General features: G+C 38.5%; 17 protein-coding genes and 2 pseudogenes. 4 read left to right on the top strand and 15 right to left on the bottom strand.

What is annotated here, in order from left to right:
- A pseudogene (locus BS85_RS11685) lies at positions 1–309 on the top strand (alpha-2,3-sialyltransferase); the annotation flags it as partial.
- A gap of 170 nt (positions 310–479) precedes the next feature.
- Here the strand turns inward: BS85_RS11685 and BS85_RS09920 are convergent.
- From BS85_RS09920 to BS85_RS0100015, 3 genes are all read right to left on the bottom strand, one after another.
- A complete protein-coding gene (locus tag BS85_RS09920) occupies positions 480–1,139 on the bottom strand; it encodes a hypothetical protein (RefSeq protein ID WP_051604605.1) in 660 nt (219 codons plus the stop codon).
- Between the two features lie 82 nt (positions 1,140–1,221).
- Positions 1,222–1,389: a hypothetical protein gene (locus BS85_RS11135; RefSeq protein WP_156937984.1), complete on the bottom strand. Its 168-nt coding sequence runs from the start codon at positions 1,387–1,389 to the stop codon at positions 1,222–1,224.
- A gap of 66 nt (positions 1,390–1,455) precedes the next feature.
- Entirely contained in the window at positions 1,456–2,520 is a 1,065-nt protein-coding gene (locus BS85_RS0100015; protein ID WP_026942982.1) for a tyrosine-type recombinase/integrase, read from the bottom strand.
- Between the two features lie 419 nt (positions 2,521–2,939).
- Here BS85_RS0100015 and BS85_RS0100020 point away from each other — a divergent pair, with 419 nt between their 5' ends.
- A complete protein-coding gene (locus BS85_RS0100020; RefSeq protein ID WP_026942983.1) occupies positions 2,940–3,980 on the top strand; it encodes a hypothetical protein in 1,041 nt (346 codons plus the stop codon).
- Positions 3,981–4,026: 46 nt separating this feature from the next.
- Here BS85_RS0100020 and BS85_RS10995 read toward each other — a convergent pair whose 3' ends face one another.
- From BS85_RS10995 to BS85_RS0100070, 9 genes are all read right to left on the bottom strand, one after another.
- A complete protein-coding gene (locus tag BS85_RS10995; protein WP_026942984.1) occupies positions 4,027–4,560 on the bottom strand; it encodes a hypothetical protein in 534 nt (177 codons plus the stop codon).
- A 1-nt stretch (position 4,561) separates the two neighbouring features.
- Positions 4,562–5,503: a 16S rRNA (cytosine(1402)-N(4))-methyltransferase RsmH gene (rsmH, locus tag BS85_RS0100030; protein WP_026942985.1), complete on the bottom strand. Its 942-nt coding sequence runs from the start codon at positions 5,501–5,503 to the stop codon at positions 4,562–4,564.
- 6 nt (positions 5,504–5,509) lie between these two features.
- Positions 5,510–6,775, bottom strand: coding sequence for a UDP-N-acetylglucosamine 1-carboxyvinyltransferase (murA, locus tag BS85_RS0100035; protein ID WP_026942986.1), 1,266 nt, complete (start codon positions 6,773–6,775; stop codon positions 5,510–5,512).
- 23 nt (positions 6,776–6,798) lie between these two features.
- Complete coding sequence (locus BS85_RS0100040) at positions 6,799–7,251, bottom strand: hypothetical protein (RefSeq protein ID WP_026942987.1); 453 nt, start codon at positions 7,249–7,251, stop codon at positions 6,799–6,801.
- Complete coding sequence (galU, locus tag BS85_RS0100045; protein ID WP_026942988.1) at positions 7,251–8,084, bottom strand: UTP--glucose-1-phosphate uridylyltransferase GalU; 834 nt, start codon at positions 8,082–8,084, stop codon at positions 7,251–7,253. The genes BS85_RS0100040 and galU overlap by 1 nt, the downstream gene beginning before the upstream one ends.
- Positions 8,085–8,095: 11 nt before the next feature.
- A complete protein-coding gene (locus BS85_RS0100050) occupies positions 8,096–8,869 on the bottom strand; it encodes a DUF815 domain-containing protein (protein ID WP_026942989.1) in 774 nt (257 codons plus the stop codon).
- Positions 8,862–11,228, bottom strand: a complete 2,367-nt coding sequence (locus BS85_RS09925) for an AAA family ATPase (RefSeq protein ID WP_084310095.1) — start codon at positions 11,226–11,228, stop codon at positions 8,862–8,864. Before BS85_RS09925 ends, BS85_RS0100050 begins: the two co-directional genes overlap by 8 nt.
- A 10-nt stretch (positions 11,229–11,238) precedes the next feature.
- Complete coding sequence (locus BS85_RS0100060) at positions 11,239–11,544, bottom strand: ATP-dependent Clp protease adaptor ClpS (RefSeq protein WP_026942990.1); 306 nt, start codon at positions 11,542–11,544, stop codon at positions 11,239–11,241.
- A 239-nt stretch (positions 11,545–11,783) separates the two neighbouring features.
- The gene (locus tag BS85_RS0100070; protein ID WP_026942991.1) at positions 11,784–12,671 is read right to left on the bottom strand and encodes a DMT family transporter; all 888 of its coding nucleotides are present in this window, start codon (positions 12,669–12,671) and stop codon (positions 11,784–11,786) included.
- Positions 12,672–12,787: 116 nt separating this feature from the next.
- On the opposite strand from BS85_RS0100070, the gene der reads away from it, so the two are divergent.
- Positions 12,788–14,173, top strand: coding sequence for a ribosome biogenesis GTPase Der (gene der / locus BS85_RS0100075; protein ID WP_026942992.1), 1,386 nt, complete (start codon positions 12,788–12,790; stop codon positions 14,171–14,173).
- A 9-nt stretch (positions 14,174–14,182) separates the two neighbouring features.
- Here der and BS85_RS11975 read toward each other — a convergent pair whose 3' ends face one another.
- Positions 14,183–14,305, bottom strand: a complete 123-nt coding sequence (locus BS85_RS11975; protein ID WP_281173546.1) for a hypothetical protein — start codon at positions 14,303–14,305, stop codon at positions 14,183–14,185.
- A gap of 15 nt (positions 14,306–14,320) precedes the next feature.
- Between BS85_RS11975 and BS85_RS11140 the strand changes: the two genes are divergently transcribed.
- Positions 14,321–14,509, top strand: coding sequence for a hypothetical protein (locus BS85_RS11140; protein ID WP_156937985.1), 189 nt, complete (start codon positions 14,321–14,323; stop codon positions 14,507–14,509).
- A 220-nt stretch (positions 14,510–14,729) separates the two neighbouring features.
- Here the strand turns inward: BS85_RS11140 and BS85_RS09930 are convergent.
- Positions 14,730–15,849 (bottom strand): annotated as a pseudogene (locus BS85_RS09930) (glycosyltransferase family 8 protein).
- Positions 15,850–15,953: 104 nt separating this feature from the next.
- On the bottom strand, positions 15,954–17,486 hold the full coding sequence (gene purH, locus BS85_RS0100090; RefSeq protein WP_026942993.1) for a bifunctional phosphoribosylaminoimidazolecarboxamide formyltransferase/IMP cyclohydrolase: 1,533 nt from the start codon (positions 17,484–17,486) through the stop codon (positions 15,954–15,956).
- Between the last annotated feature and the right edge of the window lie 17 nt (positions 17,487–17,503).

Below are 17,503 nucleotides of genomic sequence, written 5' to 3' on the forward strand. Positions count from 1 at the left end.
CAAAATCATCTTAACTACCAACTAGGACAAATCCTTATCCAAGATTCTAAATCTCTTTTTGGAATCTCTAAACTTCCTTTTAAGATTCTACTTACAATTCTAAAACACAAAAACAAACAAAAACAATACCAAACAAATATCAAAAACAATCCTCACCTCAAACTTCCTCCTTTAGAATCTTATCCAGATTATAAAGAATCTTTAAAAATCAAAAACTATTTCTCTTATAAACTAGGAGAAGCCTTCCTTACTTCTATCTCTGCGGGGGAGGGGGGATTCTTACCTTTATACGCAAAGCGCGTAAGTTAAAAGAGGAATATAAGAGATAGAGTTAAGATTCCATTGCAAAACCTAAAGTATGCTACATTATAGATTGCCACGAAAATTCTTCAAATTTTCTCGCAATGACAGGGGAGGACGCAATGACGCAGTGACGAATATTTGTTTTACATATTCTCGTAATAACAGAAACTGCTTCCTTATACCTGCACATTCAAATGGCTTTGCATATTGCTTTGCAGGGATTCTTGAATCTTGTTTTGGATTGTTTCCATATTTGCCCCGCTCACATTAAAGGTGAAATGCAAATCGCCCTTTTGCGCCTCTTGCGCTTTAGATAGCGATTCCTCCAACGCCTTTTGCTCCTCTAACCGCTTTTTCTCTTGCTTTTCCTTTAATCTTTCCTCCTCTTGTTTGCGCTTTGCATTTTCCCTTGCGATTCTGCCATCAGGGTCGCTTGTGCCGCTTCCTATCATCGTGATTTCACCTTTGGCGTCTATGCTATAACTCACCTGCGTGAGAGTTCCTGCAAACATTCCTGTATTGAGGGATTGCATAGCCTCTAAATTCTCCTCTAGCCATTGCATTTTTTCCGGATTTTTCAGTGCTTCTTGCAAGAAAGCGGGAGACACGCTAATGGAAGCTGGGATTCCTTCAATGGTCTTACCCGCCTGATTGACGCCATATTTTGCCATAAGCTCCTTTTGTAATTCCTCTAAGGTTTGTGGCTTCTTAGCATCGTTTGTAATCGTGCTTACCGCCATATCCTCTGTCTTGGTGTAGCTTACGAGTCTCGCACCTTGCGCTTTTGCATTTGCTTGTGCCATTTGGTAGCCATAGCTTGAATTAATCGCATTCATTGTCTGCTCCTTATTGCAAATAAATATAAATTTTACCCCCCGTTTAAAGAATTCTTAAATCGTTGTGCGTTGTGGATTTATGCTAAGGTGAGTGAAACTTGGTATGCAATCCAAACTTATAGATTGCCACGATTCCACAAGTGGAATCTCGCAATGACGCAGTGGAGAGCGTGGATTGCCACGAAAAGCTAAAGCTTTTCTCGCAATGACAAAAAGCAGGACAATAATGAAATTTCCACCATCTCGTCATTGCGAGGCGTTAGCCAAAGCAATCTATAATCTTGCAAAAAATAACCTTTATAATCGTTTTTTAAATTTAATTCATTATTTCGGTTGTGCTTTTTAGTTTTTGCTTGTCAAAATGTGTATAAATGCGTGAAGTATCTAAACTAGCGTGTCCAAGTGCTTCTTGAACCAATACTAAATCTTGGCTTTTTTGATAGAGTAGGGTGGCAAAGCTGTGTCTAAGCATATGCGCACCATTTTTTTCTTTGCGGATTCCATTTGTGAGCAAAACCTGTTCAACAATGCGGCTAACATAAGCTTGGGTAAGTTTTTTGCCCTTTTGGTTGCAAAAAACTAAATCATCTTGCACTTCGTTGGGACGAGAATTTATCCAATTTGAAAAATCATAATGAATATTTTTTGATTTTATCATTACAACGCGCGGTTTATTGCCTTTACCGCGCACCTGAATAATAAAAAAATCTCCATCTAACATAATATCTTTGATTTTAAGATTCAATGCTTCGCTAACGCGGATTCCTGTGTAGATAATAATTTTTAATACTAAGCGGTTGCGCGCACCTAAAGATTCGTGCTTAAACGGAAAGGAATCAATCCCGCTAAGGAAGCGATGTACTTCTTTCTCATTCATATAAGAGGGTAATTTTTTTCCACTCTTTCCACGCAATCCACCCCAATTTTTAAGCTCAATGTGGAAGTTATAAGAAGCTCCCTCATCATCTTCGTTTTGCTTGTCAATAAAGCCAAAAAAGTTTAGCAGTGTCATACGATAGTTTTTCTTTGTTGCGTCTGAAAGTGCGCTTGTATGAATGGTTAAAAATTCTTTCAGCATTTCCTCATCTACTTCTTTGATGCTTGCAAGTCCCAAATAAGTTAAGTAGTCATAAAGTTTCAAAAGCGGTTGGATATAAGTATTAATGCCAATCAATCCAGCGTTTCGGCATTGCCTACAAACTTCTTTTAAGTCTTTAATGTCTGCGATTCCACGCCTTAAGCTATTTAAGGCGTTTATAATTTCTTTTTTGTCACTTACTTGATGATTGGATAAGCTATTAAGTTTGCTGTAAATAAAACGTTCCATCCAGAATAATAAATTCAGAGGAAAATCATCTTTAAAGTCAAGAGGATAGCGCATAAAACTCCTTAAATTTTATTCCTTGGCATTATATAAAAAATAGAGGAATAAGTAAATCTACTTAAGAAAAATATTTGCGCAAAGTAACTCAATGGGATAAAAAAGTTTGAAAATTGTAGTTTTCAATACAAAATATTAAATAAATCCTCCTATTTTTAAGAATTGTTTAATTTTTGGTTTTATTGGAAAAATTGTATATGGTTAAGTATGTTTAAGCAAGAATTTAAATTTAACTCCCAAGATTCTTTACAATTCTTTAATCTTTGGCTTTAGGAATATCAAACGCAAACAGGAGTATAAAATTTGATTGCAATAAAAACTAAAATGGCTTATCTAGCATTTTTATTTCTTATTTTTGTTTTTACTCTAAAGTTTCTTAAAAATTTTACGATATTATACGAAATTATAAGGAGAATCTAATGGCTGTTTCTTTTCAAACCAACCCCTTTAAAAACCCTTTTGCCTCAAGTGCGTTTGAGAATCTTAAACCAAAAGTAAATCAAGAGCACAACAATAGCGACAACACAGAAAGTAAGAACGCTAAAGCAAATACTCAAGACACCAAAACAACAACGATAGAGAGCGAAATTAAGCAAAGTCTGCTAAATATCACCCCCATAGATAAGGCGCATAATAGTCTAGCCAATGTGATGTTAAGGAATCTAGCAGACGCACTGGAGGGCGGATACAATGAATATGCTGATATGATGCTAAAAACTATTATTCAAAACTCCCAATTACCCGCTTCAGCCGCTAATGCACCCGGCGGTTCTAAAGGTGGCGTATATATAGGATCACTCTTTAATACTACAAGTTTTGAATCTACGCAAAACTTAAAATTAACCTTAAGTAATAATTCAAGCGGAGAATCTACACAAACTCTGCAATATTCCACTTCCTTTGCTGTAACTTTTAATGCAGAATTTACTGACAAAAATGGCAATAAAATGGCAACACGAAACCAACTCGCTTTGGGCAAAAACCTTGAAAATCAGCTTACAAATGGGCAAGAATCCATCGCTTCTGCTCTTAAAAATTTCTTTGCAAGACAAATTTTTAATGTAGATTTTGATGGCAATTTTAGCGACTTTGGAGAAAGCTTGAAAAGCGGGCTTGACAATATGCTTTTCTTGTTTGAAAGCACGGGAGATTCCATATCCAAAGCTTTGCAAAATATACAAAAAGCAAACGCAAAGAATCCACAAGGGGATATGTCTGCACTTTTTGCTGATTTGCAAAATAAGCTTAATTCTAGTCTTTCAATGTTTGTTGGGATTCCAAACAATGAGCAAAACAATCCCGCCACTAAAGATTGGCTCAAAAGCTCAAATGCGCTTACAATCACCGCTTCTTATGAACAATATAGCGCACAATGGATAGGCAAAAAGCTTGATAATTCCGAATCTAACCTACGGGAGTATAATTCGTCCAAGAGTGCTTCTTTCAAATTTGAAGCTTAAGAAAAGGGATTCTGCACCGCCCTATTCTATTTGATTGTGTGTTTTATTAAAAATCTAGTTCGTGCGTTAGATTCTTGAATTTAATATATTCTAATTGCTTTTTGATATGCTTATTTTCCTCGCTTAAAGAATCTAGTTGCACTTGAAGTTGAACAAGACTGCGGCTCGTATAATAAATATTGTTGCGAATATAAATTTTTGGCACAAAGATTAGAAGAGCCACAAACATAAGCGCAAATACGAGACATACGCTCCGAAATGGAATCTCATTAAAGTTTAAATCTACCTCTAAAACTGCTTCTTTTTCGTCTGGATTCAAACCCACAAATTGTGTCGTTTGTGTAAAATTCCCCTCTTTTGGCTTAAGCGATAAATCGTCTAATAGCGCAATTTCCTTATCGTGTTTTTGTAATTTGGAATCCTCTTGAACGGAATCCTTACTAGCCTGCGTGTATCGCTCCTCCAAAAAATCCAAATTTTCTTCAGAAATATTACTTTCTTTCTTAAAAAATCTTTCCAAAAACCCACGCTTTTGTATTTTGTCCTTTTTCTCTAGGCGCAAATCCTCAAATGATTCCACACTATCCCCCAAACTCAAAGCCTCTTAGCTTTGCACTGCGTGAGCGCGGATTGCTTTGCAATTCATTTTCTCTTGCACTAAGTGGCTTTTTATAGAGATTACGCCCTTTTCTATGCCCTCCCCCACATACACAGCGCATTACACTAGAATCGCAAATGCAATCCCTCTCCCATTCTCTAAAAGCCATTTTAACGATTCTATCCTCTAAAGAATGGAATGCAATGATACAAACCCTAGCCTCTTTACGCAAAGGATTCTCCTCTATGGCTTTTAATAACCGCTCCAACTCTCCTAGCTCATCATTGACTGCGATTCTTAAGGCTTGAAAGGCTTGTGTGGCGGGGTGAATCTTGGGGTGTTTAAAGTGTTTTGCAATCAGAGTACTTAGGGCTTTTGCGCTTGTAAATTTCTCTATTTTTCTTGATTCTACAATCAAACGCGCTAACTTTTTATACTCTCTAATCTCTCCAAAATCTCTAAAAATTCTCTCCAATTCACCAAGAGAATAGGTATTGACAATCTCTTTAGCATTTAAAATTTGTGCTTGATTCATTCGCATATCTAGTTGTTCTGAATCAAAACAAAATCCACGTTCCTTATTATCAAACTGCATTGAGGATACACCAATATCTGCGAGGATTCCAACTATTTCTTGTTTTGAATCTAAATCTTTTAAAAGCTCCGCCACCACCGCACTATAACTTCCTAGCCGACAAGAAAATCTCCCATCAAAGCCTTTTAACCGATTCTTTGCAAACTCTAGCGCAGCACAATCCCTATCAATGCCGATAATGCGCAACTTGGGATAAGCTTTTAAAAGTGCCTCACTATGTCCGCCAAAGCCCAATGTGCAATCAAGTAGCACCCCACCCTCTTGCACCAAAGGTGCGTCAAAGGATTCCAAAACTTGCTCCAATAAAACAGGAATATGCGGAATCTCCATAAGCACCTATTCTTCTAAGCGAGAAATTTGAGCACCTAGTTTTGTGAGTTTTGCTTCCAAATCCTCATAACCACGGTCTAAATGATAAATTCTGTGAATATTGGTTGTGCCTTTAGCGATTAAACCCGCAAGAACCAACGCGCTAGAGGCGCGTAAATCAGTCGCCATTACATCTGCTCCAATCAAATGGCTTCTATCAATCGTTGCGGTATTTCCGCGCAAAGAGATATTTGCTCCCATTCTTTGCAACTCGCTTACATGCATAAAGCGATTCTCAAAAAGCCTCTCCTCAATAATACTGCTCCCCTCACATTGTGTCGCTAACGCCATAAACTGCGCTTGCATATCAGTGGGGAATCCCGGATATTCTGTTGTGGAGAGCGTAAAGGCATTGCGCTTCTCTGTCGGATAAATGGTAATGGAATCTTGATTGAAAGTCAAGCGGAATCCAATTTCCTCTAGCTTTGCAATCACTGCGCCCAAGTGATTGGGTTCAACACTATGTAGAGTAATTTGTGAATTTGTAATCGCCCCCGCGCATAAATAAGTTCCTGCTTCAATGCGGTCTGGAATCACCTTAATGTTTGTAGGTATCTCTAGCCCTTCTCCCTCTGTGCCATACACTTCAATCGTATCGCTTCCGATTCCACTAATCTCTACACCGCTATCGCGCAAAACTTCGCAGAGTTGCACAACTTCGGGTTCTTTTGCTGCATTCATAATGGTTGTTTTACCCTTTGCCATTGCCGCTGCCATTAGGATATTTTCTGTGCCTGTAACCGTAATTTTATCAAAATTGATTGTCGCACCTTGTAGCCCATTTTTCGCGGTTGCGACAATATAACCCCCCTCAATCCTAATCTCTGCACCCATTTTCTCTAAGGCTTTAATGTGCAAATCAACGGGTCTAGCACCAATCGCACAGCCTCCGGGCAAACTCACTTCGCAATGCCCAAATCGTCCCAAAAGCGGTCCTAACACCAAAATAGACGCACGCATTTTGCGCACAATTTCATAGGTGGCTTTTGTGCTATTAAGTTTAGAAATCTCTACACACGTTGTATGGTCATCTATCTTACTAACCTCACAACCAAGCATGGTTAGTAGATTAAAAAAAGTTTTAATATCCACGACATTGGGTAGATTTTCAAGTGTAATCTTGTTTTTAGTCAGCAAGGTAAAAGCAATCAAGGGCAAAGCAGAATTTTTTGCCCCTGCAATGTTAATTGCTCCATTTAATCGCACACCGCCTTGTAATGCCAGATAATCCATTTTGCCTCCCTATTCTTTTATATTTATTTCTTTTTACCTTTTTTCTCATCACGATTCTTTAATGCTGAACCAATCACCGTTTCTATTTCTTTTTTATAATTTGGATTCGCTTTTACAATCTCCTCCCGATAGCTTACAACCCTATCAATATCCATTTTAGGACACCAAGAAAGAGCACCAATAAAATCAATGCGCTCTTGATATTCTTTACTCTCTTTGTTAATGTCTCCAAAGTGCAAAAAATTCTTATTGAACGATTCTAAGGCTTCCTCTAACAATTCTTGCTCGGAATTTTCATCTTTAAAAATTGAAATAAGGTAATTAATATTTTGAAATTTTTTCTCTCTTCCCCTTAATACCGCAAGATAAGCTTGTATTCTTTCGTAAATAATAAATCCTCCCGCAAGCAAAAAGAATGGGAGCATCAAAATAGATAAAAGCAAAAAAACAAAAAGGTAAAAGCTGAAGCTATACATTATTCTTTATTGCCTTTTAAGAATTTCTCATAAAACACATTGGTCGCTTTCACAAACCCATCTACACTTCCGCAATCATAGCGCGTTCCTTTGAATTTATACCCAAGCACCATTCCTTTTTTGCATTGTTCCAAAAGTGCGTCTGTGATTTGAATCTCCCCATTTTTGCCGGGTTTTGTTTGGTGTAGAATCTCAAAAATATCCGGCGTTAAGATATAGCGTCCAATGATGGCTAAATTACTCGGAGCTTCCTCTATGCTTGGCTTTTCAATCATATTATCAATCACAAATACATTCTCATCTATGTTGCGTCCCGCAATCACCCCATATTTGCTCACTTCCTCTTGTGCGACTTCCTCTACCGCAACAATGGAGCAACGATATTTTGCATAGATTTTACACATTTGGCTTAACACGCCCTCCCCTGCATTGTCGCATAAATCATCACTCAAAATTACCGCGAAAGGTTCATTACCGATGAGATTTTCCCCACACAAAATCGCGTGTCCCAAGCCTTTCATCTCCATTTGACGCGTGTAAGAAAAGTTGCAAGTCTCTAAAATATGACGAATGTCTTTTAAGAGATTCTCTTTGCTTGTGCCTTTGAGTTGAGATTCTAGCTCAAAACCAATATCAAAATGATCTTCTAATGCCCTTTTTCCGCGCCCTGTAACAATCGCCATATTAAAGATTCCAGCCTCCATTGCCTCTTCTACGCCATATTGAATCAAGGGGCGATTCACAATGGGTAACATTTCCTTTGGAATCGCTTTGGAAGCGGGTAAAAATCGTGTGCCATAACCCGCAGCCGGGAATAAACATTTTCTAATCATTCTCTCTCCTTTTATAAATAATCCATCAAGCCACTTTGATATAGTGCGTAAAATTGAGCGGCAGTGCGAGGATTGCGCGTTCCTTTTTGTCCCGCGTATTGCATTGCCTTTTGGCAAATCCTCTCCCAATTCTGTGGCAATGCTTGATTTTGCAGAAAATACTGCTTCAAAACCTCTAAATACTCGCTGCTTCCGTGCGCATAGAATCCAATACAGAGAGGAAATCTATCGCTTAGGGCAATTTTATCCTCATTGCCCTCATACCCAAAAATCTCGTTTTCATCGTGAAATTCCGGCAATAAATGCCGCCGATTGCTTGTCGCATAGATTCTAATATTGTTAGGCTGCGATTCCAATCCACCCTCCAACACACTCTTTAAACCTTTGTAACTTTTCTCATCATTCTCAAAACTCAAATCATCGCAAAAAATAATGAATGAATAAGTTTTCGTGCGTAAAGAATCAAAAATTTCGGGCAGAATCTCTAAAAATTCCTTATCTATTTGCAAGATTCTTAAATTCTCTTTATAGTATCGCAAAAGCAAAGCAAGAATAAGAGAACTCTTGCCACTCCCTCTTGCTCCCCAAAGCAACACATTCACGCCTAAACCTTGACGCAAAAAAACCTCTGTATTTGCACAAAGAAGCGCAATCTCCTTTTTCAATCCCACGAAAGATTCCAAAGGTTTTGCGCTAAGCTCTGTCTCTGCGATTCCGTGCAAATACCCACTTCTACGATATACTGCAGCGATATGCGCTTCCAAATCCCACGATAAATCAGGCATTTTTTGCCTTTGTTTGTGCTTTTGTCTTTTCTTTGGAATCGCCTTGATTCTTTAAATTTTTGGGTGTTTTGTGTGTTTTTTGCGCTTGGGACTTAGAATCTTTAGAATCCGCAAGTCTTATCTTTTGGGATTCCACCTTGTAGGTAAATTTCTCTTTTGTGTAGGCAAAACGCACGATTCCACCCTTACTAAGCGCACCAAAAAGCATTAAATCGCTCAAAGCATTTTTAATCTCTTTTTGAATCACAAGCGCAAGAGGACGCGCTCCAAGCTCTGCACTAAAGCCACTTTGCGCTAAATGCTCCCGCGCACTTTTTTCTAAAACAATTTCCACACCCTTTGGCGCAATTTGTGCATTTAAATCCGCAATGTTTTTATCCACAATTTGTAGAATCTCTTTCGGGCTTAGCGGATTAAAGGCAATAATGGCATCTAAGCGATTCCTAAATTCTGGAGAGAAATGATCCTTAATGGCACTAGAAAAACGCAAGGAAGTATCTTGTTTGAAGCCAAGCACGGGGGCTTCCTTAGAACCCACATTGGAAGTTAAAATCAAAATCACAGAGGAGAAATCTACGCTTTGCCCATTATTATCCGTTAATTTTCCATAATCCATTACCTGCAAAAAGATATTCAGCACATCAGGGTGCGCCTTTTCCACCTCGTCTAATAGTAGCAGAGTGTGCGGATTTTTCTTAATCATCTCGGTTAGGATTCCACCTTTTTCGTATCCCACATATCCCGCAGAAGCACCGATAAGTTGGGAGCTAGAGATTCTCTCCATATATTCACTCATATCCATACGTTCAAAGTTAATACCTAAAGATTTTGCAATCTCCTTTGCTAACTCTGTCTTTCCTACACCACTTGGACCGCTAAAGAGAAAAGAACCAATGGGTTTATTGGGTGCGCCAAGCCCTGCTTTATTGCGTTTTAATGCACTCACAACTTCGCTAATCGCATTATCTTGCCCAAAGATTCTGCTTTTTAAATGCTTTTCTAGGTTTTTTAGCAGACTTTTATCGTCTTTTGTTGCCTCAATCTCTGGAATCTTAGCCATTTTTGCCACCATTTGCTTAATGCTTTGCAGACTGACTTTTCCGCTTTTATTGTCTAGCTTGTAACTTGCACCCACTTCGTCCATTATATCAATGGCTTTATCCGGTAAGAATCGCTCGTGCAGATAACGCGTTGAGAGTTCTACCATCAGCGCAATGGCTTCATCGCTATAATGCACATTGTGGTGTTGTTCGTAGTATTTCTTGATTCCTTTTAGGATTAAAACACTCTCCTCCTCACTAGGTTCTTTCACTTCTACTTTAGCAAAGCGGCGGGAGAGTGCTTTGTCTTTGTCCAAAAAGGTGCGATACTCTGCATAGGTGCTTGCTCCAATACAACGCAACTTCCCATTCCCAAGCATTGGCTTTAGCAAGTTACTCGCGTCCATACTGCCACTATTTGTAGCTCCCGCACCAATTAGCATATGAATCTCATCAATAAATAAAATCACATTGCCTCGCTCCAACACTTCATCGCTTAATGTTTTAATGCGCTTCTCAAAATCCCCGCGATATTTCGTTCCTGCCACAAGTGCGCCCATATTCAGCATATAAACTTCATTGCTACTTAAAGGGCTATCCTCTTGCGCAATTTTTAGAGCTAATCCCTCTGCAACCGCTGTTTTACCCACTCCGGGTTCTCCCACCAAAAGCGGATTGTTCTTTTTCTTTCTAAGTAGAATCTCAAAGCAGCGGCGAATCTCTAACTCCCTGCCCACAACGGGATCAATCTTGCCCTCTTTTGCCTCTTTTGTAAGATTTGTGCAGTATTTTTCTAGTGCGGATTCTGGCTTTTCCTCTTGTTTTTCATTGGAATCTAGTATTCCTTTGTTGTCGGATCTTTGTGAATCCATATTAAATTCTTCTTGGTTTTCTGTGATGTATTCTAAAATATTTAAACGCGTGATTCCTTGCGTCTTTAAAATCTGTGTGCAAAATGCCTTTTCTTCCTCTAAAATAGCCGCAAGCAAATCACTCACTTGGGCTTGCTTACGCTGCGAGCCACGCACGTGGCTTATCATCATTTCGATTACGCGTGTAACCGCTAAAGTCTCTTGTGGCATTTCGTTGTTGTTTTTATACTCAGGAAAAGCATTTAAAAAGTGTTCTAAATATCTTTTGATTTGCTGTTTCATAATATCAATATTTCCACCGCATTCTTGCAATGCTTTGATAATTTTTGGATTTTCTAATAAAGCTTGAAAAATATGCTCCAATGTCAAATACTCGTGTCCTCTTGTTTTTGCTTCTTTTTGTGCATTTTGTAATACAAGATTTAATTCTTTACTAATTTCAAACATTTCTTTACTCTTATATTTTTTCTAAAATTGCGCGCAAGGGATATTGCTTTTCTTTAGCCATTTTACGCACTTGAATTGCCTTAATCTCTGCAATATCATAAGGATAGATTCCACACACTCCCTTGCCATTGTGGTGGATTTGCAACATTAGATTAAGCGATTCCTCAAAATTTTTATGAAAGATACTCTGTAAGACTTCCATTACAAATTCTTGTGTTGTGTAATCGTCATTCAACAAAATAACTTTATAGCGGATAGGTTCTTGGATTTTTTCTAAAACTTCAGTGAAATTTTCATATTGTGCGTCTTTTGGCACCGATATTCCTTTTAATCTTTTTAGAATACTTCTTAAATATAAAGCTTGAATTATAACGCTTTTTGCTTGATTTTTACAAGATATTTGCTATTTTTACATTTCTTTATTGTGTTATTGTGAGAAAATCTTAGGAATTTGTGGCAATCTATAATGCGGAATCTCGCCTTAAAGATTCCATTGCAAAATTTTCTTTATGCAAAATTAAAACTTTGTTCGCTTCACTCTTACAATAACGAGGTTTAGTTTTTTATTTTCTTTGAAAATGCGGCTAGAATCCCTCCGCAAGCAATTAAAATCATACCAACAACTACGAATCCGTGTGGCACTTGGTCGCCCAAAATAATACCTGCTAAAGTTGCCATAAAAATTGTGATATAAGAGATTGCGCCAATGATTGGGGGATTGCCTAAGCTATAAGCTTTGGTTAAATAAATTTGCGCATAAGTAGAGACAACCCCAAGCGCAATGATTAAAAGCCATTCTTTGAAATTAGGCATTACAAAGGGTTCAAATAAAGCAATGGGATAATCTTGATAAGATACAAGTTGTGGCAGAAGTGCTAGGATAGAGCCATTAAACATTAAAGAACCAATGATCACTCTTGGGTCATAGTTTTTAGCAAGTTCGGCAATAGAGAGATATGCAAGGGCTGCACCGATTCCACTATAAATCCCAATAAGGAATCCAAAGAGGCTTAAATCTGTGCCTTGTGGGTTTGAAATTAATAGGATTCCGCTAAAACCCATTAAAATTGCTATCCAAGTTTTTAAAGAAACGCGTTTATGCACAAAGAGGACGCTTAAAAGGGCTAAAAAGATTGGCGAGGTATAAGAAAAAGCATAAGCAGTACCTAAAGACATTACAGACATATTGTAAAAATACGCCATCATCGCGCTTCCACCTGCAAATCCGCGAAAAAACAAAATAAAGGGCTTACCGCCTTGTTGAGATTTTGGAGGATTCAACATTAAAGCACATATAATCCAAAGCAATCCAAAAAAATTCCGCGCAAATGCAACTTCTATCACGGGTAAATTTGGGGTTAGCACTTTGACAAACATTCCCATAGCAGTAAAAAGCAATGCTGCAAGGAATATCGCAATGATTGCTTGTTTGTTGGATTCCATTTTGATTCCCTATTTTTTTGTAATCGTAAAATCTTATTGCTTAAATTTAAGATAAAGATTTGACAAAGACAAAAGCTTCAAGTAAAATCAAACTTTAAATTTAAAAGGCTACCAATATGGATAAAATTTATGGAAATATTGCAATTATCGGGAGACCCAATGCGGGTAAAAGCTCCTTATTCAACCGATTTTGCAAACAGAGAATCGCAATTACTTCAGAGATTGCAGGCACGACTCGTGATGTGAAAAAGGCAACTATCTTTTTGCAAAATTTACCCTTTTTGCTTTTGGATACAGGAGGATTAGACGACAAGGATTCTTTGTTTGCTAATGTCTTTAAGCAATCCATAAAAGCAAGTGAAAATGCAGATTTAATCCTTTATTTAGTAGATGGAAAAATCCCCCCACAAGAGGCAGATAAAGAGATTTTTTATTCCCTAGAGCGCAAAAATCCAAACATTTTTTTAGTTGTCAATAAAATTGACAATGATAAAGAAAAGCAAAATGCGTGGGAGTTTATGGAGTTTGGTGCAAAGCAAATTTTTTACATCTCTGTTTCACACAATCGTGGAATTTTAGAGCTTGAAAATGCTATCGTTTCTGCACTTAAAAATGAAGCGTTAGAACAGCTTTTAAACGCAGAGCAAGAGGAGGATTTGGAGGAGTTTTTAGAATCCAATCCTCTTGCGCAATCACAAGAGGAATCTAGGATTAATATCGGAATCATTGGGCGCGTAAATGTCGGTAAAAGCTCACTTTTAAATGCGTTGTTAAAAGAGGAGCGTTCGGTAGTATCCAATGTTGCAGGAACTACAATAGACCCTGTTGATGAAATAGGAGAAATTGCAGGGCGTCAAGTGAATTTTGTGGATACTGCTGGGATTCGCAAAAGAGGAAAAATTGAGGGCTTAGAAAAATTTGCAATGCAGCGCACACGCGAAGTGTTAAAACGCACAGATATAGCAATTTTAGTGCTTGATGCGTCCGCTCCTTTTGTAGAGCTAGATGAAAAGATTGCAGGGTTGATTGATGAATTTAAACTTGGAGTGATTGTAGTTTTGAATAAATGGGATATTGCACACAAAGATTTTAAGGGCATTATGGAGGATTTTAAAATGCGTTTTAAGTTTTTAGAATATGCTCCAACCCTCACAATATCGGCTAAAAATAGGCGACATATCCAAAAATTAGAAGAAGAGATTTTACGCGTGTATCAAAATTTTAACTTTAGGATTCCAACTGCAAAGCTCAATGCAATCATCAAAGAAGCAACTTCTAGGCATTTAATCCCAAGCGATCACGGAAAGATTGTAAAAATTTATTATGCGACACAATTTGATAGCAAACCGCCACAAATTGCTCTGATTATGAATCGCCCTAATTCTTTGCACTTTAGTTATAAGCGGTATTTGGCAAATTTTTTACGAGAGAAATTTGATTTTAGTGGAACGCGTGTGATTTTCATCGCACGAGGCAAGAATGATTTTGAGGAGGAGTCTTAATAAAGCATTTTACTGCGTCATTATAAACAGAGTATTAGCGGAATGTAGCAATCTACAATACAGAATCTTACTTGCTGATTCCGTCATTGCGAGATTCCACTTGTGGAATCGTGGCAATCTAAAATCTCGCATTCTTTAAGGATTTCATTGCAATGTTTTCTGTATATTAGATTATGGATTGCTTCGGCTTCGCCTCGCAATGATAGGAGTGGGAGACACAATGACGAGGTAGTTTGCTTTTCGTCATTGCGAGATTCTACTTGTGGAATCGTGGCAATCTATAATCAAGCAAAAATTAGATTTAACAATGGAATCTTTGAAAGCTTGAAGTTATAGAGTTTAAGCAAGATTCTGTGTTAGGGGTTGCTCCACTTCGTTTGCAATGACAAAATGGTAGAATCTTTGGTTTGCAAGATTATAGATAGCTTTGGCTAACGCCTCGCAATGACGAGGTGGTGAAATTTATAAGTATGCTTATGGATTGCTTCGTCTCTCACTGCGTTCGCTCCTCGCAATGAGGAGGACGCAAGGACGGCATAAAAGTAAAGGATACATTTTAATCCCCTAGCCTCTTTCTAGCAAGTTGGAATCTCTTTTGTAGATTGAGGATTCTAAAAGGCAGGGTGAGCAATCTACCCTTGCCTTTATTGTAGGCTTTGATTGCCTCTTTGCCTATTTCTATGGAAAGGTTATAGTCGCCTCGCGGAATCTCTTGTGAAGCTTGATGATTCAAACCCTTTTTCATTGCCCAATAGCTTAAAATAGGAAGCAAGAAATAAAGTCCAAAACGCGCAAATTTTAACAAAAGGAATCCCAAAGCTGCTTGAAAAGCCTTCGCTTGACTAGCGGATTCTTTCAGTTGCATAAGCTCCTCTGTGAAAACAGGTGTCTTTTGCGCAATATCCCACCAATACTTGCCTAAAAACTCACCCTTAGTATCCACATAGATTTTATCGTCCCTCCAAGGTTTGTAGTCTAAATAATAATGCAGAATTTTGGGATTCTCTAAAGCACATTGAAGTTCTTCGCGCGTATAGGATACATTATATTTCTTTCCCTCATCGTAAGCTTTAGAGTTGGCATAATGATAAACCAAGAGATTCCATTGCAAAGGTAGAATCTTGACTTTGTCTTGTAAGATAAAATTCAAAATGCTTTGGTCGTGTTCCTTAAAATGATAAGAATCAAGGGATTGTGCAATTTGCGATTCTGTGTTTTGCGTTCTCCATTTTTCTAAATCAATTAAAAGCAATCCAGAATTAAAATAGGATTGGGAGAGGTTGAGAATCGGACAAGTTGGGTATTTTGGCATTAATCTGCGATTTGCACTATAAAAGTCTAGCATCACACCACAAATTTTATCTCCTAAATCCATAGTGAAAATCTCTCGCAAATCCCCTAACACACATATCTATGTCTAAATACAATACTTTTTGCGCAGTTTTTGGGAAAAATTTTTCAAAGAAAAGCCGATAATACGCTACATAATTTCCATTGAGTGCAGGAAGCTGTTTTGCGCTAAACTTCGTATCCTTGCAAAGATGAATAAAAATCTCGCAAGGATAGATTGCGGAGAGTTTAGATTGAAGCCTAAGGAGTTTTTCTTGTGTGGTGGCACAAAGAGAATCGCTTAAAACATAGAAGCAATAAGGTTTATTCTGCCCCCCCCCCTGCACTATTATGCGTATTATGGATAATGCTTGTCATTAAACAAGCAGCAAAAGGCACATAGTTTTCGGTGGCGATTAAAAGAATCGGATAGTTTTGCACTCTTACTCCTTTAATGCAAGAAATGCCGCTTGCCCGTGAAATAAAGTGCGATTCCATTTGTGTTTGCGCATTCAATCACCTCTTCATCACGAATGCTACCACCGGGTTCAATCACCGCACTCACGCCCACTTTATGCGCCTCCTCAATGGAATCCTTAAAAGGAAAAAACGCCTCACTTGCCAACACGCAACCTCTTAAATCTAGCCCCATTTCTTGTGCCTTTTTAATTGCGGCTTTTGCGGCATCTACGCGGCTTGTCATTCCCATACCCACCGCAACCATTGCGGAATCCTTGACATACACGACACAATTTGACTTCACAAAACTCGCGACTTTATAGGCAATCTCCAAATCCTGCATTTGCGATGCGCTCGCTTGTGTCTTGCTCACACATTTAGCGTTTCTGACTTCGCCCTCTGTAATGGAATCGGAATCCTGTAAGACGAACCCACCCTCAATGTGTTTGAAATCCTGCGCATCTTTGGGGAATTGCAAATGCTCTCCACCGCAGATAAAAAGTTTGATTTTTTTCTTTGTTTCAAAGAGTGCTAAGGCTTCTTGTGTGATTTGCGGGGCAACCAACACTTCAATGAAAATCTTATTGATTTCTTGGGCTAGTTCTAAATCCACGATTCCATTGACTGCCACGACACCACCAAAAGCAGAGATAGAATCGCACTTTAATGCTTGTATGTAGGATTCTAACAAAGTGTCTTTGAGTGCGAATCCGCAAGGGTTAGCGTGTTTGACGATACAGACACAAGGACGCTTACCAAAGCTAGAGGCGATTCTCACCGCGCTATTAATGTCTGTGAGGTTGTTAAAGCTAATCTCGCCCTTAAGCGTTTGAAAAGTCTTGGAATAAAAATCCCCAAACTCATAATACGCGCCTTTTTGGTGTGGATTCTCTCCATAACGCGTGGGTGCGACAAGCTTTCCGTTAATAAAATGCGATTCTCCAAAGCCACCATTGAATCGCTTATTCATATAGTTTGCAATGGTGCAATCGTAATGCGCGGTATGCTCGTAAGCCTTAATCATCATCTTTTGGCGGAATTCCAAGGTATTTTGGTTGTTTTGAAGCCGCGTTAAGACTTCATTATAATCCGCAGGATTTGTGAGGATTAGCACGGATTCAAAGTTCTTTGCCGCAGCACGCACCATTGAAGGTCCGCCAATATCAATATTTTCAATAATCTCACCAAAGTCGTCTGTGCGCTCTATGGTGGCTTTAAAGGGGTAAAGATTGACGCAGACTAGAGAAATATCGCGGATTCCAAACTCCTCTGCGATTCTTTTATCCTCTGTATTCCCGCGCCGATAAAGAATCCCGCCGTGAATTTTGGGGTGCAAAGTCTTGACGCGCCCATCAAACATTTCTGGGCTTTGTGTGTATTGACTCACATCTAAAGCCTCTATTCCGCTTTGTTGAAGGGTTTTTAGAGTTCCTCCTGTGGATAGAATTGTATATCCTAATGTAACCAAGCCCTCCGCAAACTCCACGATTCCGCTCTTATCACTCACGCTTAAAAGTGCTGTCATCTTTTACTCCTTGATAT

The sequence above is a fragment of the Helicobacter rodentium ATCC 700285 genome (assembly GCF_000687535.1).
In the GTDB taxonomy this organism is placed as follows: Bacteria; Campylobacterota; Campylobacteria; order Campylobacterales; family Helicobacteraceae; genus Helicobacter_D; species Helicobacter_D rodentium.

Bases quoted from the DNA above. Each gene is read 5' to 3' on its own strand.
- BS85_RS0100015 (WP_026942982.1), bottom strand. From the start codon at position 2,520: ATGCGCTATCCTCTTGACTTTAAAGATGATTTTCCTCTGAATTTATTA.
- BS85_RS0100020 (WP_026942983.1), top strand. From the start codon at position 2,940: ATGGCTGTTTCTTTTCAAACCAACCCCTTTAAAAACCCTTTTGCCTCA.
- BS85_RS0100070 (WP_026942991.1), bottom strand. From the start codon at position 12,671: ATGGAATCCAACAAACAAGCAATCATTGCGATATTCCTTGCAGCATTG.
- BS85_RS11135 (WP_156937984.1), bottom strand. From the start codon at position 1,389: ATGACGAGATGGTGGAAATTTCATTATTGTCCTGCTTTTTGTCATTGC.
- BS85_RS0100050 (WP_026942989.1), bottom strand. From the start codon at position 8,869: ATGCCTGATTTATCGTGGGATTTGGAAGCGCATATCGCTGCAGTATAT.
- purH (WP_026942993.1), bottom strand. From the start codon at position 17,486: ATGACAGCACTTTTAAGCGTGAGTGATAAGAGCGGAATCGTGGAGTTT.
- der (WP_026942992.1), top strand. From the start codon at position 12,788: ATGGATAAAATTTATGGAAATATTGCAATTATCGGGAGACCCAATGCG.
- BS85_RS09925 (WP_084310095.1), bottom strand. From the start codon at position 11,228: ATGTTTGAAATTAGTAAAGAATTAAATCTTGTATTACAAAATGCACAA.
- BS85_RS11975 (WP_281173546.1), bottom strand. From the start codon at position 14,305: ATGCGAGATTTTAGATTGCCACGATTCCACAAGTGGAATCTCGCAATG.
- BS85_RS09920 (WP_051604605.1), bottom strand. From the start codon at position 1,139: ATGAATGCGATTAATTCAAGCTATGGCTACCAAATGGCACAAGCAAAT.
- galU (WP_026942988.1), bottom strand. From the start codon at position 8,084: ATGATTAGAAAATGTTTATTCCCGGCTGCGGGTTATGGCACACGATTT.
- murA (WP_026942986.1), bottom strand. From the start codon at position 6,775: ATGGATTATCTGGCATTACAAGGCGGTGTGCGATTAAATGGAGCAATT.
- rsmH (WP_026942985.1), bottom strand. From the start codon at position 5,503: ATGGAGATTCCGCATATTCCTGTTTTATTGGAGCAAGTTTTGGAATCC.
- BS85_RS0100040 (WP_026942987.1), bottom strand. From the start codon at position 7,251: ATGTATAGCTTCAGCTTTTACCTTTTTGTTTTTTTGCTTTTATCTATT.